The organism is Arthrobacter sp. NPDC057009 (assembly GCF_042673905.1).
Classification (GTDB): Bacteria; Actinomycetota; Actinomycetes; order Actinomycetales; family Micrococcaceae; genus Arthrobacter.
In genome coordinates, this window is record NZ_JBHUSB010000001.1 from 237,317 (window position 1) to 260,801 (window position 23,485).

At 65.9% G+C, this 23,485-nt stretch carries 20 protein-coding genes and 1 tRNA gene; 10 read left to right on the top strand and 11 right to left on the bottom strand.

Annotated elements, in window-relative coordinates:
• Positions 1 to 26: 26 nt before the first annotated feature.
• The 5 genes from ACFTR6_RS01135 to ACFTR6_RS01155 all read left to right on the top strand — a co-directional run bounded on the left by ACFTR6_RS01135 (position 27) and on the right by ACFTR6_RS01155 (position 4,098).
• Positions 27 to 899, top strand: a complete 873-nt coding sequence (locus ACFTR6_RS01135) for an FAD:protein FMN transferase (protein ID WP_377956586.1) — start codon at positions 27 to 29, stop codon at positions 897 to 899.
• Positions 896 to 2,452, top strand: a complete 1,557-nt coding sequence (locus ACFTR6_RS01140; protein ID WP_377956587.1) for a ferredoxin--NADP reductase — start codon at positions 896 to 898, stop codon at positions 2,450 to 2,452. Before ACFTR6_RS01135 ends, ACFTR6_RS01140 begins: the two co-directional genes overlap by 4 nt.
• Before the next feature lie 82 nt (positions 2,453 to 2,534).
• A tRNA-Arg gene (locus tag ACFTR6_RS01145) sits at positions 2,535 to 2,607 on the top strand.
• A gap of 99 nt (positions 2,608 to 2,706) precedes the next feature.
• The gene (locus tag ACFTR6_RS01150) at positions 2,707 to 3,747 is read left to right on the top strand and encodes a M4 family metallopeptidase (RefSeq protein ID WP_377956588.1); all 1,041 of its coding nucleotides are present in this window, start codon (positions 2,707 to 2,709) and stop codon (positions 3,745 to 3,747) included.
• Positions 3,748 to 3,807: 60 nt separating this feature from the next.
• On the top strand, positions 3,808 to 4,098 hold the full coding sequence (locus tag ACFTR6_RS01155) for a protealysin inhibitor emfourin (protein WP_076801931.1): 291 nt from the start codon (positions 3,808 to 3,810) through the stop codon (positions 4,096 to 4,098).
• 14 nt (positions 4,099 to 4,112) lie between these two features.
• On the opposite strand, the gene ACFTR6_RS01160 is transcribed toward ACFTR6_RS01155, so the two are convergent.
• Complete coding sequence (locus ACFTR6_RS01160) at positions 4,113 to 5,081, bottom strand: helix-turn-helix domain-containing protein (protein ID WP_377956589.1); 969 nt, start codon at positions 5,079 to 5,081, stop codon at positions 4,113 to 4,115.
• A gap of 81 nt (positions 5,082 to 5,162) precedes the next feature.
• On the opposite strand from ACFTR6_RS01160, the gene ACFTR6_RS01165 reads away from it, so the two are divergent.
• Both ACFTR6_RS01165 and hrpA read left to right on the top strand, forming a co-directional pair.
• Positions 5,163 to 5,330 (top strand): hypothetical protein, encoded by a 168-nt coding sequence (locus ACFTR6_RS01165; protein WP_377956590.1) that lies wholly within the window; start codon positions 5,163 to 5,165, stop codon positions 5,328 to 5,330.
• 76 nt (positions 5,331 to 5,406) lie between these two features.
• Positions 5,407 to 9,411, top strand: coding sequence for an ATP-dependent RNA helicase HrpA (hrpA, locus tag ACFTR6_RS01170; protein WP_377956591.1), 4,005 nt, complete (start codon positions 5,407 to 5,409; stop codon positions 9,409 to 9,411).
• Positions 9,412 to 9,496: 85 nt separating this feature from the next.
• On the opposite strand, the gene ACFTR6_RS01175 is transcribed toward hrpA, so the two are convergent.
• Entirely contained in the window at positions 9,497 to 11,011 is a 1,515-nt protein-coding gene (locus ACFTR6_RS01175) for an MFS transporter (RefSeq protein ID WP_083706361.1), read from the bottom strand.
• 426 nt (positions 11,012 to 11,437) lie between these two features.
• Between ACFTR6_RS01175 and ACFTR6_RS01180 the strand changes: the two genes are divergently transcribed.
• Positions 11,438 to 13,147: an HNH endonuclease gene (locus ACFTR6_RS01180; RefSeq protein ID WP_377956592.1), complete on the top strand. Its 1,710-nt coding sequence runs from the start codon at positions 11,438 to 11,440 to the stop codon at positions 13,145 to 13,147.
• Here ACFTR6_RS01180 and ACFTR6_RS01185 read toward each other — a convergent pair.
• The 3 genes from ACFTR6_RS01185 to ACFTR6_RS01195 are packed head-to-tail and all read right to left on the bottom strand — an operon-like array spanning position 13,144 to position 15,618.
• Positions 13,144 to 13,572, bottom strand: a complete 429-nt coding sequence (locus ACFTR6_RS01185; RefSeq protein WP_076801923.1) for an HIT family protein — start codon at positions 13,570 to 13,572, stop codon at positions 13,144 to 13,146. The genes ACFTR6_RS01180 and ACFTR6_RS01185 overlap by 4 nt on opposite strands.
• A complete protein-coding gene (locus ACFTR6_RS01190; protein ID WP_377956593.1) occupies positions 13,569 to 14,723 on the bottom strand; it encodes an NAD(P)-dependent alcohol dehydrogenase in 1,155 nt (384 codons plus the stop codon). Before ACFTR6_RS01190 ends, ACFTR6_RS01185 begins: the two co-directional genes overlap by 4 nt.
• A gap of 52 nt (positions 14,724 to 14,775) precedes the next feature.
• Positions 14,776 to 15,618, bottom strand: a complete 843-nt coding sequence (locus tag ACFTR6_RS01195) for a sulfurtransferase (RefSeq protein ID WP_377956594.1) — start codon at positions 15,616 to 15,618, stop codon at positions 14,776 to 14,778.
• Positions 15,619 to 15,716: 98 nt separating this feature from the next.
• On the opposite strand from ACFTR6_RS01195, the gene ACFTR6_RS01200 reads away from it, so the two are divergent.
• Positions 15,717 to 16,796, top strand: a complete 1,080-nt coding sequence (locus tag ACFTR6_RS01200; RefSeq protein WP_377956595.1) for a PLP-dependent cysteine synthase family protein — start codon at positions 15,717 to 15,719, stop codon at positions 16,794 to 16,796.
• Here the strand turns inward: ACFTR6_RS01200 and ACFTR6_RS01205 are convergent.
• Positions 16,793 to 17,449 (bottom strand): MBL fold metallo-hydrolase, encoded by a 657-nt coding sequence (locus ACFTR6_RS01205; RefSeq protein WP_377956596.1) that lies wholly within the window; start codon positions 17,447 to 17,449, stop codon positions 16,793 to 16,795. The genes ACFTR6_RS01200 and ACFTR6_RS01205 overlap by 4 nt on opposite strands.
• A 96-nt stretch (positions 17,450 to 17,545) precedes the next feature.
• Between ACFTR6_RS01205 and ACFTR6_RS01210 the strand changes: the two genes are divergently transcribed.
• A complete protein-coding gene (locus ACFTR6_RS01210) occupies positions 17,546 to 18,010 on the top strand; it encodes a Fur family transcriptional regulator (RefSeq protein WP_377956597.1) in 465 nt (154 codons plus the stop codon).
• Between the two features lie 50 nt (positions 18,011 to 18,060).
• Here the strand turns inward: ACFTR6_RS01210 and ACFTR6_RS01215 are convergent, their stop codons facing one another.
• The 5 genes from ACFTR6_RS01215 to ACFTR6_RS01235 all read right to left on the bottom strand — a co-directional run bounded on the left by ACFTR6_RS01215 (position 18,061) and on the right by ACFTR6_RS01235 (position 23,316).
• Positions 18,061 to 18,936 (bottom strand): metal ABC transporter permease, encoded by an 876-nt coding sequence (locus ACFTR6_RS01215; protein ID WP_076801911.1) that lies wholly within the window; start codon positions 18,934 to 18,936, stop codon positions 18,061 to 18,063.
• A complete protein-coding gene (locus ACFTR6_RS01220) occupies positions 18,936 to 19,751 on the bottom strand; it encodes a metal ABC transporter ATP-binding protein (protein ID WP_076801909.1) in 816 nt (271 codons plus the stop codon). The genes ACFTR6_RS01215 and ACFTR6_RS01220 overlap by 1 nt, the downstream gene beginning before the upstream one ends.
• On the bottom strand, positions 19,748 to 20,719 hold the full coding sequence (locus ACFTR6_RS01225; protein ID WP_377956598.1) for a metal ABC transporter solute-binding protein, Zn/Mn family: 972 nt from the start codon (positions 20,717 to 20,719) through the stop codon (positions 19,748 to 19,750). The genes ACFTR6_RS01220 and ACFTR6_RS01225 overlap by 4 nt, the downstream gene beginning before the upstream one ends.
• Positions 20,720 to 20,842: 123 nt before the next feature.
• A complete protein-coding gene (locus tag ACFTR6_RS01230) occupies positions 20,843 to 21,913 on the bottom strand; it encodes a hemolysin family protein (RefSeq protein WP_087872406.1) in 1,071 nt (356 codons plus the stop codon).
• Positions 21,910 to 23,316 carry a hemolysin family protein gene (locus tag ACFTR6_RS01235; RefSeq protein WP_377956835.1) on the bottom strand — a complete coding sequence of 469 codons (1,407 nt, stop codon included), beginning with the start codon at positions 23,314 to 23,316 and terminating at the stop codon, positions 21,910 to 21,912. Before ACFTR6_RS01235 ends, ACFTR6_RS01230 begins: the two co-directional genes overlap by 4 nt.
• Positions 23,317 to 23,485: the final 169 nt, after the last annotated feature.

Here is a 23,485-nt window from a genome sequence, read left to right on the forward strand (position 1 = left end):
ACGACGCCGAGCCAAAAGGAGGGCGCATGCCGCACCCGGGCTGGCAGAACTTCGGGTTTGATGGAATCGGAACCCGGTGGGAAATTTCCACGCCCGCTCCTTTGGCCCCCGCGCTGCGTGCCGGGCTGTTGGCCGAAGTGGAGCGCTACGACTCCACGTGGTCCAGGTTCCGGGCGGACTCGCTGGTCACCCGGGTGTCGGTGGCCCCCGGGCAGTACGGGTTGCCGGCCGAGGCCTCCGGACTCGCTGCCCTTTACCGTCAGCTCTATGCGCTCAGCGGCGGCGCCATGACTCCACTCATCGGCAAAAGCCTTGAGCAGCTGGGCTACGATCCGCAGTACTCTCTCCGGCCGCACGGAGCGGCCATCGCGCCGCCGGCGTGGGACGACGTTTTGGAATGGCACGGCACGTCACTGACCACCACGGCTCCGGTGGTGCTGGACATCGGAGCGGCCGGCAAAGGCCAGCTCGTGGACCTCCTCGCCGGGCAACTGAGGAGCCACGGGGTTCCGGACTTCTTCATTGATGCCAGCGGGGACCTGCTGAACGGCGGCCGGCAGCCGGTGCAGGTGGCCCTGGAGCATCCGTATGACGCCACCAAGGCGATAGGAACAGTTCCGCTGGGATCGGGCGCGCTCTGCGCCTCGGCATCGAACCGGCGGGCCTGGGGAGACGGGCTCCACCACGTCCTGGACGGCACCACCGGGGCGCCGGTCAGGACTGTCGTGGCCACGTGGGCGCTGGCGGACAGCGCCATGGAGGCGGACGCCCTCGCCACCGCCCTGTTCCTGGTTCCGGCCGCGGACCTGGAACAGCACTTCCGCTTTTCCTGGCTCAAGGTATTTTCCAACGGCAGCGCGGAGTATTCCGCGGCATTCGAAGGAGCGCTGTTCACATGAGTTCCACCACCTCCCGGCAGCAGACCGCCCCCGGCACCGCCCTGGACGCCTACCTTGGCCGGTTCACGATGTACCGGCTGGTGCTGCTGGTGCTTGCAGTGCTGGCCGTCTACAGCCTCGTCCTCGACGCCCTCGGCTGGCTGACGTTCGGCATTCCCAACATGCTGGCCCACCTGGCCCTTTGCCTGGGGCTGACGTACGTTTCCAACCGCGCCCTGGCAGCGCTGTTCCGCGTCCGGCCGCACAGCGAATCCTCGCTGATTACGGGCCTCCTGCTCTACTTCCTCTTCTGGCCCACCCAGCTCGGCCCTGCATTTGCGCCGATGGATCTGGGCGGGGTTGCCCTGGCCTGTGTCCTGGCGTCAGCTTCCAAGTACGCCCTGGCCTGGCGCGGGCGCCATGTGTTCAACCCTGCTGCTGCCGGGGCATTCATCACCGGGCTCACGGGCCTCAACATCGCCACATGGTGGGCCGGCACACCGGCCATGCTGTGGCTACTGGTTCCGGGCGTCTTGCTGGTGCTGTACCGGACCCGGAAAATGCTCATGGCCGCTGTGTTCGTCCTGGTGGCCATCGCCGTCGTGGCCGCGGTGCAGGTGCCTTCCGGCGTCGGCCCCGGAAGTGCCGTCTGGCAAACCCTGGCCCAGGGTCCCGTGCTGTTTTTTGCCGGCTTCATGCTCACCGAGCCGCTCACCCTGCCGCCCCGGCGCTGGCAGCAGCTGGCGATGGCCGCCGTCGTGGCGGTCCTGCTGGCGACGCCCTTCAACCTGGGCATTATGGCTAACTCCCCCGAGCTGGCTTTGCTGGTTGGCAACCTGCTCGCGTTCCTGGTGGGTCAGCGTGGAAGCGTCCGGCTGCTTTTCAGCCACTCCCGCCCGCTCACGCCGAGCACCACAGAATTCGTCTTCCGCCCCCACCGGCCGCTCCGCCACGAACCCGGACAGTACCTGGAGCTGGATCTTCCACATGCCAAGCCGGACGGACGCGGCCGGCGCCGCGTCTTCAGCCTGACCAGCTCCCCGGAGGCATCCCACGTGAAGATCGGCGTCGGCACAGCACACCCGGTTTCGGCTGCCAAGCGCAGGCTTCTTGCACTCGAGCCCGGCGACGAACTCACCGCCACCACCGTCGCCGGAGACTTCGTGCTGCCAAAGGGACCGGACCCGCTCCTGTTCATTGCCGCAGGCATCGGCGTGACGCCATATGTGGCCCACCTTTCCCAGGGTGTGGCCCGCGAGCGCGACACGGTCCTTCTGTACCTCGCCCGGAACACCTCGGAGCTCGCCTACACGGCGGAACTGGAGGATTCGGGCGCCCGCGTCGTTGCCCGGCTCGCCGACGGGTCGGTTCCGCCGGACTTTATCGAGGATGCCGGCGCCGTGCTTGCCCCGGGGGCACGGCTGGACGGCCACGCGCTGAAACGGCTGGTACCGGACATCGGCCAGCGGAGGGTGTTTATCTCGGGTTCGCCCGCCAGTGTCGGCTCGCTGCGGCGCGCCGCGCGGCATGCCGGCGCCCGCCGTATCCACGTGGATTCCTTCGCGGGATACTAGATAGGAGATCCCGTTTTCCTTTCCGGGCCACCTTCCTGCTAAGCTCTAGGACGTCCGGCCGGGAACGGCAGGATCCCTGAATGCCCTCGTAGCTCAGGGGATAGAGCGTCTGCCTCCGGAGCAGAAGGCCGTAGGTTCGAATCCTACCGAGGGCACAGAAGAAACCCCCGCCGCTGACTGAAAGCGGCGGGGGTTTCGTGCATGCCCAGTGCGCCTGACAAAGAATGTCAGACGCCGTCCATAGGGTGAGTCGCATGATCTGTTCAATTGTTCCGCCGTACATCCTCCGCCGCCTGGCCGCCCAGGGGTCCCCCCGGTACTCGGCTGTTGCCCGGGCGGCCAAGGAGGCCCTGCACCACGTTGGCGCCGTGCACGCGGCCCGCACGGCGGCGCCGTCGGCTCCGGCCAGCGTCAGGCAACTGCAGCCCGCCCCGGTTAACAGGTCCATCTTTGACGCGATGTACGGTGAGTCGCTGCCCGGGCAGGTTGTCAGGAAGGAAGGCGACCTGGCCACCGGTGATCCCGCGGTCGATGAGGCCTATGACGGCATGGGCCACACGCACGGCCTCTACGCCGACGCGTTCGGGCGCAACTCCGTCGACGGGCAGGGAATGCCGCTGAAGGCCACCGTCCACTTCGGCCGGATGTATGACAACGCCTTCTGGGACGGCCAGCAGATGGTGTTTGGCGACGGCGACGGCGAGGTCTTCCAGCGGTTCACCCGCTCGCTCAGCGTCATCGGCCATGAACTGGCGCATGGCGTGACGCAGTTTTCTGCCGGGCTCGCCTACCGCAACCAGGCCGGGGCCATCAACGAGTCCGTCTCCGACGTCTTCGGCGCACTCGTGGAGCAGTATTCCCGGAAGCAGACCGCCGCCGAGGCCTCCTGGCTGATTGGCGAGGGCCTGTTCACACCGCAGGTCCAGGGATCCGCCCTGCGTTCCATGAAGGCACCGGGAACCGCGTACGACGACGACGTCCTGGGCAAGGACCCGCAGCCGGACTCCATGGACTCCTATGTCCGCACGCGGGCGGACAACGGCGGGGTCCACATCAACTCCGGCATTCCGAACCGGGCGTTCTGCCTGGTAGCCCAGGCCTTGGGCGGGAATGCCTGGGAAGCTCCGGGGCAGATCTGGTACGAGACCCTGACCGGCGGCTTGCTCAGCCCCAACAGCACCTTCACAGCGTTCGCCAAAGCCACCGCTGCAACGGCGAGGGAACTGTTCGGCGAGGAGTCCGCAGAGCATGACGCCGTGCGCGGGGCGTGGGAGACTGTGAAGGTAAAGCTCTAACCGACGCCGGGACTGTGACCTTCCGTTTCCCGGCAGCTGCGGAAAACCGGGAACCTCGCCATGAAAATCACAGTCGAGCGCAGCGGCGGGATAGCCGCACTCACCCGCGTGTGGACGGTGCAAGCCGTCACGTCGAGCGACAAGAGCCGGTGGCAACCCATCGTCGAAGCCTGCCCCTGGGACGCCGTCGCCGACCCCCGGCAGGCGGCGGACGGGCAGCCGGACCGCTTCACGTACTCCATCCGGGCAGGCCAGCACCGTGCCACGCTGCCCGAGACGGCAGTCACCGGCCCGTGGCGGGTGCTCGTGGAGTCGACGCGGGCCGCCGCCGAAGAATCCCGGCAGTCCTAGCCTGCCGTCCCTGCCTAACCGGCCGGGGCCATCTGGCCGCGGAAGGCCCTGCGGTAGGACTGCGGACTCGTGTCCAGCACCTTGGCGAAGTGGTGCCGAAGCAGCACGGGGTGGCCGAACCCCGACTGGCGCGCCACCTCGTCAATGTTCAGCTCCGTGGACTCCAGCAGCTCCTGGGCCCGGAGGACCCGCTGGGAATTGAGCCACGCAGCGGGAGTGGCGCCCGTCTCCGCGCGGAAGCGGCGGGCAAAAGTGCGCGGCGACATGTGCACGCGGGCGGCCAGCTCATGGACGGGATGTTCCTCGTCCAGGTTCTCCACCATCCAGCGAAGGAGTTCCTCCATCGGCTGGGAGCCGCATTCGGGCATGGGCCGGTCGATAAACTGGGCCTGGCCACCGTCGCGGTGCGGCGGGACCACCATGTCCCTGGCGATGGCGGCCGCCACGGCAGCCCCGAATTCGATCCGCACCAGATGCAGGCACGCGTCAATGCCGGCGGCCGTTCCGGCGCTGGAGATGATCCGCCCGTCCTGGACGTAGAGGACGTTCTCGTCGACCAGGACTTTGGGATACTGGGCCGCCAGTTCCTCCGAGTAGTGCCAGTGCGTGGTGCAGCGGCGCCCGTCCAGAAGTCCAGCCCGCGCCAACGCAAAGGCACCGGAGCAGATGGACATCACCCAGGCGCCGCGGCTGTGCGCGGCCCGGAGGGCATCGAGGACCGCTTCCGGAACGTCTTCATCCCGGCCGTAGGGCGCCATAATCACCAGGTCCGCGTCGGCGGCAGCTTCGAGCCCGAGTCCGACATTCATGGTCAGGCCGGACTTCAGCGGAACTTCGCCGGGCACCGGAGTGCACACGCGGAAGTCGAACTGCGGCACGCCCGTCCCCCGGTCCGAACGGTCGATGCCAAACACTTCAAAAGCGGTACCGAACTCAAAGATCGAGAAGTTGGAAACCACGATGACTGCCACTGACTTGAGCATGTTTCCAGTATGGCAGAAATTTGTACTTTTTAGGCATTTCTGCCACTTCTTTCCGCTGTTCCACGGGAGAACCATGGAGGCATGGAAATCCTCGGAATCGCCCTTCTTGTCCTGGTCCTCGTTGCCGCTGCAGCCACGGTCGGCGCCATTCTTCGGGATGGCCGCGGGCACACCCCTCCCGAGTATTCGGTCCGGGACTGGTCCGCACTGGACCTGCCCAGCAGCAACTACACCATGCGCATCTTCTAGCAGCGCTAACCAAGCACCCAACCAAGGACCCGGCGCACGCCGGGTCCTTTTACGCGGCAGTAGACTTGGAGGAGCCATGACTTTTCACATCTCCTACCCCGCCGAGCTGCCGGTTTCCGAGCGCCGCGAGGACCTGATGGCCGCGATCGCCGCCAACCAGGTGACGATCATCGCCGGTGAGACCGGCTCCGGAAAGACCACCCAGATTCCCAAGATGTGCCTCGAGCTGGGCCTGGGCGAGAACGGCCTGATCGGCCACACCCAGCCGCGCCGGCTCGCGGCGCGGACGGTGGCCGAACGCATAGCCTCCGAACTCGGCGTCGACATCGGGCAGGAAGTGGGCTTCCAGGTCCGCTTTACCGGCGAGGTGAGCAAGTCCACCAAGGTCAAGCTGATGACCGACGGCATCCTGCTGGCCGAGATCCAGCGCGACAAGCTGCTCCGCAAATACAACGCGATCATCATCGATGAGGCCCACGAACGCAGCCTGAACATCGACTTCATCCTCGGCTACCTCAAACGGATCCTGCCGCAGCGGCCGGACCTGAAGGTCATCATCACCTCCGCCACGATCGATCCGGAGCGCTTCGCCCGGCACTTCGGCTCGGACGAGGAACCGGCACCCATCGTTGAGGTGTCCGGACGCACCTTCCCGGTGGAGATCCGCTACCGGCCGCTCTCCCAGCCTGCCGGCGGCCCGTCCGGCGATGACGAGGACAACTCCTCCGACGATGAACTCGAGGAAGACCGCGACCCGCTGGACGCCGTCTGCGACGCCGTCGACGAGCTTGCCCTTGAAGCGCCTGGCGACATCCTCATCTTCTTCTCCGGCGAGCGTGAGATCCGGGATGCCGCGGACGCCCTGCAGGCCAGGATCCAGTCCAACCGGCGGCTCGCCGGCACCGAGGTCCTCCCCCTGTTCGCGCGCCTGAGCCTGCAGGAGCAGCACCGGGTGTTCAACCCGGGCGGCAAGCGGCGGATCGTGCTGGCCACCAACGTGGCCGAAACCTCGCTGACCGTGCCGGGCATCAAGTACGTGATCGACACCGGCACTGCCCGCATCTCGCGCTATTCGCACCGCACCAAAGTGCAGCGGCTGCCCATCGAACGGGTGTCCCAGGCGTCGGCAAACCAGCGTTCCGGACGCTGCGGCCGCGTCTCGGACGGCATCGCCATCCGACTGTACTCCGAGGAGGACTTCGAGTCCCGGCCGCTCTACACCGATCCGGAAATCCTGCGCACCAACCTGGCGGCCGTCATCCTGCAGATGACCGCCATGGGGGTGGCCCGGGGACCGAAGGACATCGAAAACTTCCCCTTCGTGGAGCCCCCGGACTCGCGGGCCATTAACGACGGCGTGACCCTCCTTCGTGAGCTTGGCGCCTTGAGCGCGCCGCAGGCAGCCGGTGGTGTGTCGCAGGCAGGAAGTAGCGCGCCGCAGACTGCCGGCGCCGCGGGAAAGCGCAACGGCCGCAACGGCGGCAGCGGACTGACCGCCGTCGGACAGAAACTTGCCCAGCTGCCGGTGGACCCGCGACTCGGCCGCATGATCGTGGAAGCGGGCAAGCGCGGCTGCGTCCGCGAAGTCATGGTCCTGGCGGCGGCCCTCACCATCCAGGACCCCCGGGAACGCCCGACGGACAAGCAGCAACTGGCGGCCGAAAAGCACGCGCGCTTCCGTGACGAGAACTCCGACTTCACCGGCTACCTGAACCTCTGGAATTACATCCATGAGAAGCAGCAGGAGCTGTCCTCCACCCAGTTCCGCCGCCTGTGCCGGAACGAATTCATCAATTACCTCCGCGTCCGTGAGTGGCAGGACCTGTTCACCCAGCTCCGGCAGCTGGCCCGGCCCCTGGGCATCAGTCTGGACAACAAGCGGGAAGCAGACCCCGTGGGCAACCACGAGGGCATCCACATCAGCCTCCTTTCCGGGCTGCTCAGCCACATCGGCATCCTCGACGAGCGCAAGCGGGAATACGCCGGCGCCCGTGGCAGCCGCTTCGCCATCTTCCCCGGCTCGGCGCTGTTCAAGAAGTCGCCCACCTTTGTCATGGCCGCCGAGCTCGTGGAAACCAGCCGGCTGTGGGCGCGGGTCGCTTCCAGGTTCGAGCCGGCATGGGCCGAGCAGGTGGCTCCGCACCTGATCAAGCACAGCTACAGCGAACCCCACTGGTCCACCAAGATGGGGGCCGTGATGGCCTACGAAAAGGTCACCCTCTACGGTGTGCCCATCATTGCCCAGCGCCGGGTCAATTACGGCAAGGTCGATCCCGTCCTGGCCCGCGAGCTGTTCATCCGGCATGCGCTGGTCCAGGGCGAATGGAAGACGCACCACAAGTTCTTCCACCGCAACCGGGCCCTGCTGCAGGAAGTCGAAGAGCTCGAGGCGCGGATGCGCCGCCGGGACCTGCTGGTGGACGACGAGACGCTCTTCGAGTTCTACGACGCCCGGGTGGGCAAGGACGTCGTCTCGGAACGGCACTTCGACAAATGGTGGAAGGACGCCCGGCAGCAGGAGCCCGCACTCCTGGACTTCGATGAGGCGCTGCTGCTGAGCGAGGACGCCGAGGCGCTCGATGAGTCCGCCTACCCGAAAATCTGGCTGCACAAGGGCTTCGAACTGCCCCTGAGCTATGAATTCCATCCCGTGGCACCCGGCTCGACGCCCAATCCGTCGGACGGCGTCACGGCCGAAGTGCCGGTCCTCTTCCTGAACCAGCTCGACGACGCACCCTTCCGCTGGCTGATCCCCGGCCAGCGGGTGGAGCTCGTCACCGCGCTGCTCAAGTCACTGCCAAAGCAGGTCCGCAAAAGCTTCGTTCCAGCCCCCGACGTCGCGCGGCAGGCGGTGGCGGCCCTGGAATCCGGTTTCGACCCTGCCGAGGACGAGCTGGAAAGTTCACTGGAGCTTGTCCTGCGCCGCCTGAAGGGCCAGATTATCCCTCCCGGTTCCTGGAACTGGGACGCGGTCCCGCCGCATCTTCGGGTGAGCTTCAAGGTGGTGGACAGCCGGGGCAAGGTGCTGGACGAGGGCAAGGACCTGGAAGCGCTGCAGGAGCGGCTGGCACCGGCCACGCGCCGGGCAATCGCGGAATCGCTGGGTGCAACCCCCGCCACTGCCGGTCCAGGCTCCCCCAACTCGCGGACGCCGAAGAAGACCCGGCAACAGGCGGCCGCCCCCAAATCCAGCCCGCAGGCGCACGCCGGATTCAAGGAACAGTCCGGCCTGACCCAGTGGCAGTTCGGCACCCTCCAGCGCGAAGTCAGCGTTACCGTCAAGGGCCACACCGTCACGGGATTTCCCGCCCTGGTGGACGAGGGGACGTCCGTGGGCCTGCGCGTCTTCCAGACGGCGTCCGAGCAGCTTGAGGCCATGCGGGGCGGCGTCATCCGGCTCCTCGCGCTGCGGGTACCGGCGCCGGACCGCTATGTGCTGGAGCACCTGAACAACACGGAGAAACTGACGTTCAGCCAGAACCCGCACGGTTCCGTTTCGGCCCTGATCGCCGACTGCGTCCTCGCAGCGGTGGACAAGCTCACGCCCGCAGAACTTCCCTGGGACCAGGCAGCGTTCGACGCTCTGTATGAGCACGTGCGGGCGGAGCTGATCGACACCGTCTTCAGCGTCACTGCCGTGGTGGAGCGCATCCTTGCCAGCACCAGGCGGATCGAGAAGCAGCTCAAGGGCACCACCAGCCTGGCTCTCATCAGCGCGCTCAATGACATCCGCAGCCAGCTTGAGCAGCTCGTGTTCCCCGGCTTTGTGGCCAAGACCGGCTATGCGCAACTGAGCCAGCTTCCGCGCTACCTCGCCGCCATCGAAAAGCGCCTGGAGAAGCTGCCCGGGAACGTCCAGCGCGATGCGCTCAACATGGCCGCCGTCCAGCGGCTGGAGGACGACTACGACGACGCCGTGTCGGCGCTGCTCCCTGGCCGCCGCGCCGGGGCGGAGCTGACGCAGGTCCGGTGGATGATCGAGGAGCTAAGGGTGAGCCTGTTCGCCGTCGAGCTCGGCACAGCCTATTCCGTATCCGAGAAGCGGATCCGGACGGCACTGAACAAAGTGCTGGCGGCATAAGCCGCTTTTAAGCCCGACGGCGGCCGCCTCCTCCCGGAAGCAGCCGCCGTCGTATGCCCCCTTGCACCGGGCATTTGGGTATGGCTTAGCGGGCGCCAGCGCCTACAGCCTCTGCCGGTTCAGGCGAGAGCAGCATGGTCCTCGTGTCGAGGCGTTCGTTGCTGTCCTGCCCTTCAACCAGCTTTGCGGCCTCATCGTGGCTGGATACCACCGGAACGGAACCGAGCAGCGGCCGAGCGGCAGATTCGCGCATCTTCACGAGTGCCACCAACGCGACGGCGGAGAAAAACATGACGTAGAAGGCCGGCGCATAGGTGTTGCCTGTGACCTGGACGAGGATCTGGCTGACAAGCGGCGTGGTGCCGCCAAAGATTGAGATGGACAGATTGTGGGTGACGCCTACGCATCCATAGCGCGAGGCCGTGGGGAACAGTTCGGACATCACGGCACCCGTCAGCGACAGGAAGAAAGCGCTGGGCACCATTACCAGGAAGAATGCGAGATACAGCGACCAGAGAGTCCCGACATGCATCAGCGCGAATGCCGGCACCAGCAGGACAAGGTTTCCAATCGTCGCCATGGCGTAGATGGGGCGCCGGCCGATGCGGTCGGACCAGCGTGCCACGACCGGAATCAGGAGAGCCTGCAGGACCAGCACAACAACCGCAGCCACGGCGGTGTGCACAGCGTTCGAACCGATCTGGGTTTCCAGGAAGGTGGGCATGTAGCTCGTGAGCATGTAGCCCGCGGTTCCATCGGCGGCGACGATAGCGCAACCGATGAGGATCTGGGGCCAGTAGTGCTTCATGATGTTCGGCAGGTTGTGCCGGACGAAAATGGGGTCGACGTCCTCGGTGGCCGTCCTTACATGCGCGACCTCGAAGCTGGGTGACTCCGGGATACGCCGCCGGAGGGAAATGGCCAGGATGCCCAGGGGCAGGGCAATCAGGAAAGGAATGCGCCAGCCGCCGTCGAGCATTGCCGACTCGCCCCACAGCGAGGTTGTGACCATGGTGGTTACCGCCACAACGCTGGCCCCGGCAGCGAAGCCGAGCATGGACCCGGAATTCAGCAGCGAGGTCATGAAGCCGCGGTTACGGTCCGGCGAGAACTCCGCGATGTATGTCGCGGCGCCGGAATACTCGCCGCCGGTGGAGAATCCCTGCAGCATCTTCAACAGGTAGAGGGGAATGATGACCCAAAGGCCGACCTGCCCGGCGGTGGGCAGCAGGCCGATGATGGTGGTTGCCGCGGCCATGATGGCCATCGTGAAGAAGAGCACCCTGCGGCGGCCGATCCTGTCCCCCAGCGGGCCGAGGATCATGCCACCCAGGGGGCGCACCACGAAGGAGACGGCGAAGCCCAGCAGCGTAACCAGCAGACCCATCCGCGAGTCCATGCCCTCGGTGAACACAGACGTCATGGTGACAGCGAGGTAACCGTAGATGCCGATGTCGTACCACTCGATGAAGTTGCCGACGCCGGCACCGATCTGGGCCTTGCGGAGCTCACGCTTGTCAACGACGATGCAGTCGTCCGTCCGCAGCCGGCGGGTGGTCGTTTTCAGCGCCGACTCTTGTGTTCTGGACTGATCGAACATCCTTGTCCTTCTTTTCCTAGAGATGAGAAGCGCAGTTCATGGTCGCGTAGGACGGGGTATTTGCGCTGCCTCGTTGGGGATCGTCGGTTCAACGGGACTGAAGCTCTCCGGCGAGGTCACCGCCCAGATGTCCGGCGCCAACGCCGGGCTCAGTCCGTTCATTGTACGAACGTTGCGTTCAAAACTATGGCATGGACCACACGGGTGTCAAGAGCCGGCCGACCCTGTTGGTCGCTGGAACCGCATCGGCTGGCCCCGGCCCGTACGCCCAACTGGGTGGCAGATCAGGGTGTTCCCAGGGCTGGAAACCCCCTATGCTGCTAGCCGGTTTTCGTTCCTGCGTGGACTCAGAAAATGTTGCAGGATTTACCCGGATCCGGTGCCCGATCGGGCCTAATTGTCAGTACCCCTTGGCAGACTGTGTTCATGGAGGTCATTGGGAGCTCAGCACCGGCGCCGGACTGCTGTGACCTGCACGCTGCAGCAGTTCTCGAGGGCTGGATGATTGAGACTTATCCATTCGATGGGTTTGCGGGCAGCGGGTTCGTCGACGACATGTTCCCGGACGATGGGGTTCCCTACGACGATGAGTACCCGGAGGTTCTTCCGGAGGACCCGTTCCCCGAAGCGGGGTTTTACGATGCTGCGTTCGTCGATGCTGCTAGCGCCGGCGGCGCGGCCTCCGATGCTACTGCGTCGCGGCTGAGCCTGGACGACCGGGTCGAGGCGGTTAGGGCGCTGTTGCCGGCCGATCTCACCGCTGACGGTCCCGGGCTGATGGACCAGAACCGGGCGCTGGAGAAGGTCAAGTGCATGATTGCCGGGCAGCAGGCCCGGCTTGCCGTGGAGTTCGAAGCCAGACAGCGGCAGGAACAAACCGAACCAGGAACGGAGAGCAGCCCGGGGATGGCCGATCCCGGGCAGACTGCTCCCGCGCTGGCCAAAAGCAGCACCCTGTCGACCGAGGCGCCGGGCAGGAAACGCCCCAAAGACCACAACTTGGGCGTGGCTGAGCAGATTGCCCTTGCCCGGGGTGAATCCCCGCACCGGGGCGGCCGGCTGCTGGGGATGGCCAAAGCCCTCGTCATCGAAATGCCGCACACCCTCGCGGCCCTGGATACCGGCCAGCTCAATGAAGAGCGCGCGATGTACTTCGTGAAGGAAACAGCTGTCCTGACCGTCGAAGACCGGGCCGCGGTGGATGAGGAACTCGCCGCCGATACCGGGACCTTTGACGGGGTCGGAACCCGCGGCGTCATCGCCGCCGTCAAGGCCGCCGCGATCCGAAGGGATCCGCGCTCGGTCACGCAGCGCGCCAGCCACGCCGCATCCGAGCGGGGCGTGAGCCTGCGCCCGGTCCCGGACTGCATGACCTACCTGACAGCCCTGCTGCCCGCCCACCAAGGCGTCGCCGTCTACAAGGCACTCACCCTGCAGGCGGATGCCCTCCGTTCCGCCGCGGACCCGCGATCCAAGAACCAGGCCATGGCAGACACCCTCGTTGAATGGATCACCGGAACGCCCGGCGGCATCACCGGGATAGACGTCAACCTCGTCATGACCGACCGCACCCTCCTCCAAGGCGACAGCGAACCCGCTCGGCTCACCGGGTACGGCATCGTCCCCGCCGCCTGGGCCCGGGAACTCCTCAACCAAGAAGAAGCACAGGAAACTGAACAATGGGAAGGTGCCAAGAAAAACGCGGTGAAAGACCTGAAGATCTGGCTGCGCCGGCTCTACACCGCCCCGGAGACAGGCGATCTGGTGGCCATGGACTCGAAACGGCGGCTCTTCCCGCCACCGCTGCGCCGCTTCATCCAGGTCCGCGACGACACCTGCCGCACCCCCTACTGCGACGCACCCATCCGACACCTGGACCATGTTGTCCCGTGGCATAACGACGGCCCAACCAGCCTCGCCAACGGCGCCGGACTCTGCGAAGCCTGCAACCGCACCAAAGAACTCCCCGGCTGGAAAGCCCAACCCCGCCCTGGCCCGCGGCACACCCTAGAAATCACCACCCCAACCGGCCACACCTACCACTCCACCGCACCCCCACTGCCAGGAACCAGACTGGCCAGATCCACAACGTCCGGAACTGGGGTGGGTGAAACCGGACCGCCGGGCGGGACTTAGGCCTCGGGCACGAACTCCCCGTAGCCGGCGTCGCGCAGGCCCGCCCGCAGCTTTTCCGCGTTGGCGTCCAGCCGGGCCGGATCAGGGTTGTGCTCAGCGGTGGCGAAGTTGAATTCCGACATGCTGTTGGAAGGCCACACGTGAACATGCATGTGGTTGATCTCGTAACCGGCAACGATCAGTCCTGCCCGGGCCGCCCCGAAGGTGTCCACCTGCACCGCGCCGATCCGCCGGGCCACTTCCATGACCTTGGCCAGGGTCTCCGGTGAGGCGTCAGTCCAGCGGTCCACTTCCTCGGTCGGGACCACCAGCGTGTGGCCGTCTGCCAGCGGACCCATGGTGAGGAACGCGGAGACGTCCGGCTCACGCCAGACAAACCGGCCGGGAATCTCCCCGTTGAGAATCTTGGTGAACAGCGTGCTCATGCGTCAGCCCTTTCCGACGGTTCCTGCAGGGTGGATGTATCCAGGACAAAACGGTACTTCACATCGCCTGCAACCATCCGGTCATAGGCGTCGTTAAGTTGCTCGGCACCCACCAGTTCGATATCGGAGACAACCCCGTGCTCGGCGCAAAAGTCGAGCATCTCCTGCGTTTCGGCGATACCCCCGATCAGGGAACCCGCGTACGAGATCCGCCTTCTGATCAGTGCCCCAGGGTTAACGGGCGGCATGGATTCCGAGGGCAGGCCCAGCTGGAACAGGGCGCCGTCCCGGCGCAGGGTGCGGAAAAGCGGGTTGAGGTCGTGCGGGGCGGCAACGGTGTCGATGATGACGTCGATGCTCCGGTTTTCAGCGGCCATCGCCTCCTCGTCGCGGGACAGCACAACTGCGTCAGCACCCAGTTCCAGCGCCGCGGACACTTTGGCTTCGGACGTAGTAAAGACCTTGACTTCGGCTCCCATTGCTTTGGCCAGTTTGACGGCCATGTGCCCCAGGCCGCCCAGGCCAACGACGCCGACCACGTGGCCTTCCCGGACACCGAAGTGCCGCAGCGGCGAGAACGTGGTGATGCCGGCACAGAGCAACGGGGCAGCCGCCGCAGGGTCCAGGCCCTCCGGCACCCGCAGGACATACCGGCGGTCCACCACCACTGACGAGGCGTAGCCGCCCTGCGTGACAGCGTCCCCGTTCCTGGCATCCCTGGCGCCGTACGTCCCGGTCAGGCCGCGTTCGCAGTACTGCTCCAGCCCTTCACGGCAGCTCCCGCATTCCCGGCAGGAGTCCACCATGCAGCCCACGCCCACACGGTCTCCCGGCTGGAAGTCCACCACATCAGAACCGACGCGGCTGACCCGTCCCACGATCTCGTGGCCCGGTACGAGCGGGTAGTTCTGGGAGCCCCACTCCCCCCGGGTGGCGTGGACGTCGGAGTGGCAGAGCCCGCAGAACTCGATCGCAATTTCGACGTCGTCGGCTTTGGGCGCCCGCCGGGCAAGGGTCAGCGCTACCAGACCGCTCGTGGCAGAGGATGCCCCGCGGGCCGCGGCAAGGCGTCCCTCGAGGGGCCCGACGGCGGCCTCCTCCAGCGGGATTCGCAGGTTCAGCGGCGGGGGCACAGGGCGTCCAGGAGTCATATGGCGACGCTACCGCGGCTCCCGGATGACTTCCAACCGCAAGTGCACTTCGCTATTCCCCGGGACGGTCGCCCGTGGCCACGGGGCGGGAGGCGTCATTGGACCATTCGGAGAAGGACCCGGGGAACAGCGTGGCGGCAAACCCGGCTATTTCCAGGGCCGCGATCTCATGGGAGGCGGTCACGCCGCTGCCGCAGTAGACGGCGGTCGGCGTTGCACCATCAACCCCAAGGCCGGCAAAGCGCTTCCGCAGCTCCTCCGCCGGCAGGAAGCGGCCGTCGTCGTCGAGATTCCCGGTGGTGGGGGCGCTGACGGCGCCGGGAATGTGGCCGGCCCGCGGATCCACCGGTTCCACGTCCCCGCGGTAGCGTTCTGCGGCACGTGCATCCAGCAGCAGTCCTCCGGCAGCCCAGCCGGCGGCACCGTCCGCGTCGGTCACCGGCATGCCGCCGTCTGTAAGTGTCACGTTGCCTGCCTCGGGCTCCACGGCCCCTCCCTCCACGGGCAGCCTTGCCGCACGCCAGGCGGCCAGGCCGCCGTCGAGCAGGTGAACGGTGCGGACGCCAGCGTTCCGCAACATCCACCACACGCGTGCAGCGGACGTGCTGCCCGCATCGTCGTACGCAACCACGGTGTCGCCGTCGCTAATGCCCCAGGACCGGGCCGCTTCCTGGAAGCGGGCCGTCGAAGGCAGCGGGTGGCGCCCGCGGCCGGGGTCCGCCGGGTCCGCCAATTCGCTGGGAAGGTCCACGTACACAGCACCAGGGATGTGTTCTTCCAGGTACCGTGAGCGGCCGTCCGGATCCCCGAGCTTCCAGCGGACGTCGAGCACCACGGTGCGCTGGCCGGAGGCCATCCTGGCATTCAGCCCGGCCGCGTCAATGAGGATGTTCATCTGTCTCCTTGAATTCGTCTGAAGGGTTTGCGCGGGCCGCTCGGGGGCGCAACAGCACTAACTCTAGCTGCGGGTGCCCGCGCCGGTAGGCTGATGCGGTGAGCAGGCGATTCAGTGACCGGGCATGGGCGGATGAGGCAGTCCGCAAGATCAACGCTGAAAACAACCGTTCGGCGGACACCCACCTGTACTCGGTGCCGCTGCCGGAACACTGGGGCGTCCAGCTCTACCTCAAGGACGAATCCACGCACCGCTCCGGAAGCCTGAAACACCGGCTGGCCCGTTCCCTGTTCCTGTTCGGGCTGGTGAACGGGTGGATCCGCGAGGGGACCACGATTGTGGAGGCATCCAGCGGCAGCACCGCGGTTTCCGAGGCGTACTTCGCCCAGCTCCTCGGCCTGCCTTTTATCGCCGTGATGACCCGCACCACCAGCCCCGAGAAGATCGCCCTGATCGAACAGTTCGGCGGTGCCTGCCTCCTGGTGGACCATGCTTCAGAGGTGTACGCCGCAGCTGCCGAGGTCGCCGCCACAAGCGGCGGCCACTACATGGACCAGTTCACCTACGCCGAGCGCGCTACCGACTGGCGGGGCAACAACAACATTGCCGAGTCCATCTTTGAACAGCTGGCGCTGGAGGAGCATCCGGTCCCCCGCTGGATTGTGGTGGGCGCGGGCACAGGCGGAACCAGCGCCACGATCGGCCGTTACCTCCGCTACCACCGCCATCACACATCCCTGGCGGTGGTCGATCCGGAAAACTCCGCGTTCTACCCCGGCTGGCGGAGCGGCGCCGCGGACTTCAGCACCGGCCAGCCCTCCCGGATCGAGGGCATCGGCCGGCCACGCATGGAACCGAGCTTTGTGCCCTCGGTCATCGACCACATGATCCAGGTTCCCGACGCTGCGTCCGTCGCAGCCATGCGGCACCTGCGTTCGCTGGCGGGCCTGCACGCCGGGCCTTCCACGGGCACCAACCTTTGGGGTGTCTGGCAGCTCGTGGCCCAGATGATCGCCGACGGCGAGCGGGGAAGCGTCGTGTCCCTGATGTGCGACGGCGGCGACCGGTACGCGGGCAGCTACTACAGCCCTGCGTGGCTGGCATCCCAAGGACTGGATCCCCAGCCACATGAAGCCACGCTGAAGGCGTTCTTCGAGACGGGAATCTGGCAGCCCTAGAGGTCCACCGACTCCCTGCTGGAGAGGTGGGTGTACTCGGTTCCGTACTTCGCCCCGATCCGCTTGACATGGCCTTCCACGAGTCCCAGGCCGGTCTCGTTCAGGAGCCCGTCGTGGATGGGGAAAGCCCGTCCGGCGCGGACGCCGATGACGAAGTCCACGACTTCGCTGACCTTGTTCCACGGGGCATAGATCGGGACCAGGAGCGTACGCACGCTAACGCCGTCCGGGATGATGAACGAGTCACCCGGGTGATACACGTCCCCGTCCACGAGGTACCCGATGTTGGCGACCACCGGAATCTGGGGATGGATCAGGGCGTGCTGGCCGCCGAAGCTGCGGATCGCAAACCCGGCCGTGTCGAAGGCCGTTCCCGGTTCCACGGCATGCACCCGATCCGCTGCCTCCGGCGCCTCCTTGCGCACGTTCTGCGCCACACCTGCCGGAGCAAAAAGCTCCAGCCCTCCGTTGTCCTTGAGGGCAGCCGCGACAGCGGGAACGTCGATATGGTCGGGATGTTCGTGCGTGATGAGGACGGCGTGTGCGCCGTCCAGCGCTTCGGCGGTTTCGGAGAAGGTTCCCGGATCAAGGACCAGGACCTGGCCATCCTTTTCGAGCCGGACGCAGGCGTGCGTGAATTTAGTCAGCTTCATGGGGCCAGCCTAGGGACGGGCCCGGGCAGTGTCCACGCACCTCCGGCTGGTAACGTTAAAGCTTGCCATTACCCGAAAGAAAAGCGAGTTCCATCCATGCCACAACGCGCCAGCGCTGACGGCAGGCCACAGGCACCTTCGACGCCCGCCGGCGGGAAAGAGCAGCGCGTCACCAAGCAGCGGATCGCTGTCAGCGCCGCCTTGGACGAGCTCAATGACTTCGTGAGCACCCAGGAGCTGTACCGGATACTCCAGAACAAAGGTGTATCCGTTTCCCTGGCCACCGCCTACCGGATCCTGCAGTCGCTGGCCGACGAGGACCTCGTGGACGTGCTGCGCAATGGCGACGGCGAGGCGGTCTACCGCCGCTGCGCCGTGACGGTGCATCACCACCACCTGCTGTGCCGCAACTGCGGCAAGGCGGTTGAGGTGGAGGCCCCCGCCGTCGAGACGTGGGCCGCCCGGACGGCCCAGGAGCACGGCTACACGGAAGTGGCCCACACGGTGGAAATCTACGGCCTGTGCCCCGACTGCTCGGCGCGTAAGGGCGCCGCGCAATAGTCAAGCACAGCGCAGTAATCAGACGCCGGGCAGTAGACCCCCCAACCGGATTATGCGGTCCGCATCACCCGGCCGTTAAGGCCGCGCTTGGCGCGGACGCTGCCGATGACCCGGCAGGCCACGTAGATCAGGAATGACAGCGTGGTGACGTAAGGGCTGATGGGGATGCGCCCGCCGAGGGCCAGCAGTATGCCGCCCACCGTCGCCGAAACGGCGAACACCACGCTGAGCAGAACCACGAGGCGCGGCGAGGATGTCACCCGCAGGGCCGCTGCCGCGGGCGTGATCAGCAGGGCAAGAACCAGCAGCGCGCCCACGATCTGGATGGACAGCGCCACGCTGACGCCCAGAAGCACCATGAAAACCAGGGCAAGTGAACGCACGGGAACGCCGCGGGCCTCGGCCAGTTCGGGATCGACACTGGCGAAGCTCAGCGGGCGCCAGATGAAGCACAGCGCCACCATCACTGCCACCGCGGTCCCCGCCAGGACCTGAAGCTGGACGGTATCCACGGACACAATCTGCCCGGTGAGCAGGCCGAACTTATTGGCCGCCCTGCCTTCATAGAGCGACAGGAAAAGAATCCCGAGCCCCAGGCCAAAGGGCATGATCACGCCGATGATGGAGTTCTTGTCGCGGGCCCGGACACCCATCAGCCCGAGCAGGAGCGCAGCTGCCACCGATCCGACCAGGGAACCGAACACCACATCGGTGCCGATGAGAAGCGCAAAGGCGGCGCCGGCGAACGAGAGCTCGGAAATTCCGTGGACAGCAAACGCCAGGTCGCGCTTCATCACGAAGGTCCCTACGAGGCCGCCGAGGAGTCCAAGCACGGCACCGGCCCACAGCGAGTTCTGCACCAGCACGAGCAGTTCCCCGTAGTTATCGAAGTTGAACACCGTTTGCAGGAATGATTCCAGATCCATCAGGAGCCCTTCCCGGAAGCGGCGTGCGCGTCGTCATGATGGTGCGTGGTGGCGTCGGGCAGACCGACGACGACGATCCTGCCGTTGGCATGGATCACTTCCACGTTGCTGTCATAAAGATCGGACAGGACTTCGGTGGTCATGACCTCGTGCGGCGTTCCCACGCTGAACCGGCCGCCGGCCAGGTACAGGATCCGGTCCACGTAGTCGATGATCGGATTGATCTCGTGGGTTACGAACACCACTGCGCTCTTCCGGTCATGGCACTGCTTGTTGATGAGCGCGCTCACAGCCTGCTGGTGGTGCAGGTCCAGCGACAGGAGCGGCTCGTCGCACAGCAGCACCCTGGGGTCGGTGGCGAGTGCCTGGGCAACGCGGAGGCGCTGCTGCTCTCCGCCGGACAGCTGTCCGACAGGCACCTTGGCGTAGTCGCTGGCCCCGACAAGCTCCAGCAGTTCGTCAATCCTGCGGTTTGCCTTGGCGGTGCCGAGCCGGATTCCCCAGCGGTGCCCGTCGACGCCCAGGCCCACCAGGTCGCGGGCGCGCATCGGGGTGTCGGGCGGGAAGGGCTTTTGCTGCGGGATGTAGCCGATCATCCGGCTTCCGCGCTCCACGGGGTGGCCGCCGAGGCTTGCGTGGCCGGAGTGAAGCTCCTGCAGTCCCAGCAGGACCTTGAGGAAGCTGGTCTTGCCGCTGCCGTTAGGACCCAGCACCGCGAAAAACTCGCCCGGATTGATGTCCAGGTTCAGGTCCTCCCAGAGCGCGCGCCGGCCGAACTTCAGCGACGCTTGCTTCAGGCTGACGACTGGGTTCAACGCTGGCTCTTCAGTGCGTTGCTGATGTTGTCCACGTTGTCCGCCATCCACTGCAGGTAGGTCTTGCCGCCCGGAAGCGTCTCGGTGAAGTTCACCACGGGGGTCCCGGCGGCGGTGGCTGCTTTTTTCACGGCCTGCGTCTGCGGACCTTCCGTCTGTTCGTTGTAGGCGAGGAAACTGGTGCTCTTTGCGGCGGCCGTCGCGGTGGCCGCCTTCAGGACCGCGGGCGATACGTCGGCACCTTCTTCGACGGCGGCGGTGTACTCGGCGGGCGTGCGGTTCTCCAGCCCGGCCGCTTCCAGCAGGTATAGCGGGACCGGTTCCGTGATGGCAACGCCGGCACCGCCGTGCGAGGTCTTCATTGCCGAAATCTTACTCTCAAGCTCCGCAAGACCGGACTTGAACTCAGCGGCGTTGGCGGTGAACTGGGCGGCCGAAGCGGAGTCGAGCGCACCGAGACGGGCGGCGACGGCATCGGCAAGGTGCGCCATGGCATCAAAGCTGTACCAGACGTGTTCGTTGAACTCGCCGTGGTCATGGGCATGTTCATCGGTAGCGTGGGCAGAGGAGGTGCCTGCCTTCTCCGGGGCCAGTCCTGAAACCTCCACTGCACTGACGATGTTTTCGTGCGGCACCTTGCCGTCGTCCGCGAGAGTGTGGATGAAGTCGTCGTAGCCGCCGCCGTTTTCCACCACCAGCTTGGCCTTGGACACTGTCAGACGGTCCTGGGCGTTGGCTTCGTAGGAGTGCGGGTCCTGGCTCGGCCGGGAGATGATGGCCGAGACGTTGACCTTGTCCCCGCCGACTGCCTCAACAATTTCCCCGTAGACGTTGGTGGACGTGACGACGGCGATGCGGCCGTTGTCCCCTGCGGCTCCGGTCTCGGCCGCCGGCGCACCGCAGCCGGTGAGGAGCAGGCCGAATCCGGCCACTGCGGCGGTCAGGACAGTACGGGCGTAGCTGGGCACGGAAATACCTCGGTTCTGAACGGGATGAGTTGCGGGGAGGAGGCAACCTCCCTTCGAGTGTATCGCTAAATAGGAATCATTCCTATTTAGCGAATGCGGCGGGTTGGCCCGGCACCTGCCCGGCTATTCGCCGTCGGGCGCGCCGAGCCTCCGGATGCCCTTTGCCTGGGTGGCGTCCCTGATCTCGCCCACGAGCTGCTCAATCACATCCTCCAGGAACAGCACGCCTTCGGTTTGCCCGCCCGGGCCGATGACGCGTGCCAGGTGCGAGCCGGAACGCTGCATCACGGACATGGCCTTTTCAATCTCGTCGTCCCGCGAGAGGTTGGCCAGGGAACGGATGCGGCTCTCCGCGATGGGCTGCTCATAACCTGATTCCGGAATGGCGAGCACGTCCTTGATGTGGAGGTAGCCGGAGAGCAGGCCGTCGTCGTCCACCATCGGGAACCGGGAAAAGCCTGTGCGGCTGACCGCCTTCTCAAATTCCAGGGGCGACGCCGACGACTTCAGCATCACCAGCCGTTCCAGCGGAACCATGACGTTGCCGGCGGTGTACTCCGAAAATTCCAAGGCACCCGTGATAAGTCCCGCATCATCGTCCACCAGGCCATGCCGGGTGGACTCCTGCACGATGGACTGCACCTCTTCCAGCGTGAAGGTGGAACTGACCTCGTCCTTGGGCTCGATACGCATCAGCTTCAGGATGTGGTTCGCAGACCAGTTCAGCGCAGTGATGACCGGGTTCACGATCCGTGAAATGAACATCAGCGGCGGAGCCAGGAGCAGCGCTGCCTTGTCCGCAACGGACACCGAGATGTTCTTGGGCACCATCTCACCGAACGTGACGTGCAGGAACGTCACCAGCATCAGGGCCACCGCGAACGCCGAGACATCGGCAACTTCCTCCGGCATACCCAGCCCGGCCAGGGGCGCAGCCAGCAGGTGGTGGATCGCCGGCTCCGCCACCAGCAGGATCAGCAGCGAGCACACCGTGATGCCCAGCTGGGCGCAGGCCAGCATCAGCGAAACGTTCTCCATGGCCCGAAGTGTTGTTTGCGCCCGGACGACACCCTCGTCCGCCAGGGGCTCAATCTGGCTCCGGCGCGCGGACATGACGGCAAACTCCGCCGCCACGAAGAAGGCGTTGCCCAGGAGCAGCAGCACCAGCCAGATAAGCCCTGCCCAGTCGCTCATGGCCGGCCGCCGTTCCCAGACTTGCCGTTCCCGGCCTTGTGGTTCCCGGTCTTGGCGTTACCCGTTTTACCGTTCTTTGCGGTGCCGTTACCGGGGCTGTCCCGGGGTTCCCGGTGGGGCCGGAAGCAGATCCGGTCGATGCGGCGGCCATCCATCCGGGTGACGCTAAGGGTTCCGCCGCCAGCCTCCACCGTGTCCCCAACCACGGGTATCCGTCCAAGCTCGCTCATGACATACCCGCCCACTGTTTCGTAGGCCGACTCGTCCGGGACGGTGAGGCCGGGGATCTGTTCCGAGAGCTCGTCCGGCCGCATCAGCCCGGGAAAGTACCAGTCGCCCGAAGCGCTTTGCAGCAGCCCGGGCCGGACCTTGTCGTGTTCATCGGACACTTCTCCCACGATCTCCTCGACCAGGTCCTCCAGCGTGGCGATCCCGGCAGTTCCGCCGTACTCATCCAGCACCACGGCCAGCTGCAGGTTTCCCTCCCGCAGTTCGGCAAGCAGGGCGTCGAGGTGGATGGTTTCGGGCACCCGGAGGACGTCGGTCATGATGGCTCCGGCCTCGAGTTTCCGCCTGCGGTCGGGAGGAACCGCGATGGCCTTTTTGACATGCACCAGCCCGCGGATGTCGTCCGCTGACTCACCCAGGACGGGGAAGCGCGAATAGCCGCTGCGGCGGGCCGCGGCGATGATCTCCGAAACGGGCTGGTCGGCGTCGATGGTTTCGAGCCGGATGCGCGGGGTCATGACGTCGGCTGCGGTACGGCCGGAGAAGTTCAGCGTGCGGGCAATAAAGTTCGCTGTTCCCGGATCGATCGTGCCCATGGCGGCGGACCTGCGTACCAGGGAGGCAAGCTCCGCCGGCGTGCGGGCGCCGGATATCTCCTCCTTGGCCTCCAGTCCGAAGATGTTCAGGACCTTGTTCGAGAAGCCGTTCAGAACCACGATGGCAGGCTTGAAAATGGTGGTGAAGAGCAGCTGGGGCGGCGCCAGGGTGCGGCCGATGCGGAACGCGAGGGCAATGGCCATGTTTTTGGGAACGAGCTCGCCCAGGAGCATCGACAGTCCCGTCGCGATCACCATCGCCACCACCAGGGAGACGGAGCCGGCCACCGGTTCGGGGATTCCGACGGCGGCAAGCGGCACCTCGAGCAGCGCCCCGACGGACGGCTCCATGACATAGCCGGTCAGGAGCGTTGTCATGGTGATGCCCAGCTGGCAACTGGACAGCTGCGTGGACAGGGATTTCAGGCATTTCAGCAGCGGCACTGCCGCTGCATCGCCGTCGTCAACGGCGCGCTGCACTGTTGGCTGGTCCAGCGCAATAAGGGAAAATTCGACGGCGACAAAGAAGCCGGTTCCGAGGATGAGCAGCAGGCCGGCGGCAACAAGGAGCCACTCCATCATGGGTGGTAGCCCCCAGGCCGGCACCTGGATTTACCGTCCATGGCACCTATATTTACTGTCCATAAGGATTGCAGTCTACAGGAGCGGCGCCCCGCCACAGAGGGACTAAAACCGTTCATCCGGCCCTTCCGGAAGCGGTGTCTGCCCATGGCGGGAAGGGCACTGT

Bases quoted from the DNA above. Each gene is read 5' to 3' on its own strand.
- ACFTR6_RS01135 (WP_377956586.1), top strand. From the start codon at position 27: ATGCCGCACCCGGGCTGGCAGAACTTCGGGTTTGATGGAATCGGAACC.
- ACFTR6_RS01140 (WP_377956587.1), top strand. From the start codon at position 896: ATGAGTTCCACCACCTCCCGGCAGCAGACCGCCCCCGGCACCGCCCTG.
- ACFTR6_RS01150 (WP_377956588.1), top strand. From the start codon at position 2,707: ATGATCTGTTCAATTGTTCCGCCGTACATCCTCCGCCGCCTGGCCGCC.
- ACFTR6_RS01155 (WP_076801931.1), top strand. From the start codon at position 3,808: ATGAAAATCACAGTCGAGCGCAGCGGCGGGATAGCCGCACTCACCCGC.
- ACFTR6_RS01160 (WP_377956589.1), bottom strand. From the start codon at position 5,081: ATGCTCAAGTCAGTGGCAGTCATCGTGGTTTCCAACTTCTCGATCTTT.
- ACFTR6_RS01165 (WP_377956590.1), top strand. From the start codon at position 5,163: ATGGAAATCCTCGGAATCGCCCTTCTTGTCCTGGTCCTCGTTGCCGCT.
- hrpA (WP_377956591.1), top strand. From the start codon at position 5,407: ATGACTTTTCACATCTCCTACCCCGCCGAGCTGCCGGTTTCCGAGCGC.
- ACFTR6_RS01175 (WP_083706361.1), bottom strand. From the start codon at position 11,011: ATGTTCGATCAGTCCAGAACACAAGAGTCGGCGCTGAAAACGACCACC.
- ACFTR6_RS01180 (WP_377956592.1), top strand. From the start codon at position 11,438: ATGGAGGTCATTGGGAGCTCAGCACCGGCGCCGGACTGCTGTGACCTG.
- ACFTR6_RS01185 (WP_076801923.1), bottom strand. From the start codon at position 13,572: ATGAGCACGCTGTTCACCAAGATTCTCAACGGGGAGATTCCCGGCCGG.
- ACFTR6_RS01190 (WP_377956593.1), bottom strand. From the start codon at position 14,723: ATGACTCCTGGACGCCCTGTGCCCCCGCCGCTGAACCTGCGAATCCCG.
- ACFTR6_RS01195 (WP_377956594.1), bottom strand. From the start codon at position 15,618: ATGAACATCCTCATTGACGCGGCCGGGCTGAATGCCAGGATGGCCTCC.
- ACFTR6_RS01205 (WP_377956596.1), bottom strand. From the start codon at position 17,449: ATGAAGCTGACTAAATTCACGCACGCCTGCGTCCGGCTCGAAAAGGAT.
- ACFTR6_RS01210 (WP_377956597.1), top strand. From the start codon at position 17,546: ATGCCACAACGCGCCAGCGCTGACGGCAGGCCACAGGCACCTTCGACG.
- ACFTR6_RS01215 (WP_076801911.1), bottom strand. From the start codon at position 18,936: ATGGATCTGGAATCATTCCTGCAAACGGTGTTCAACTTCGATAACTAC.
- ACFTR6_RS01230 (WP_087872406.1), bottom strand. From the start codon at position 21,913: ATGAGCGACTGGGCAGGGCTTATCTGGCTGGTGCTGCTGCTCCTGGGC.
- ACFTR6_RS01235 (WP_377956835.1), bottom strand. From the start codon at position 23,316: ATGGAGTGGCTCCTTGTTGCCGCCGGCCTGCTGCTCATCCTCGGAACC.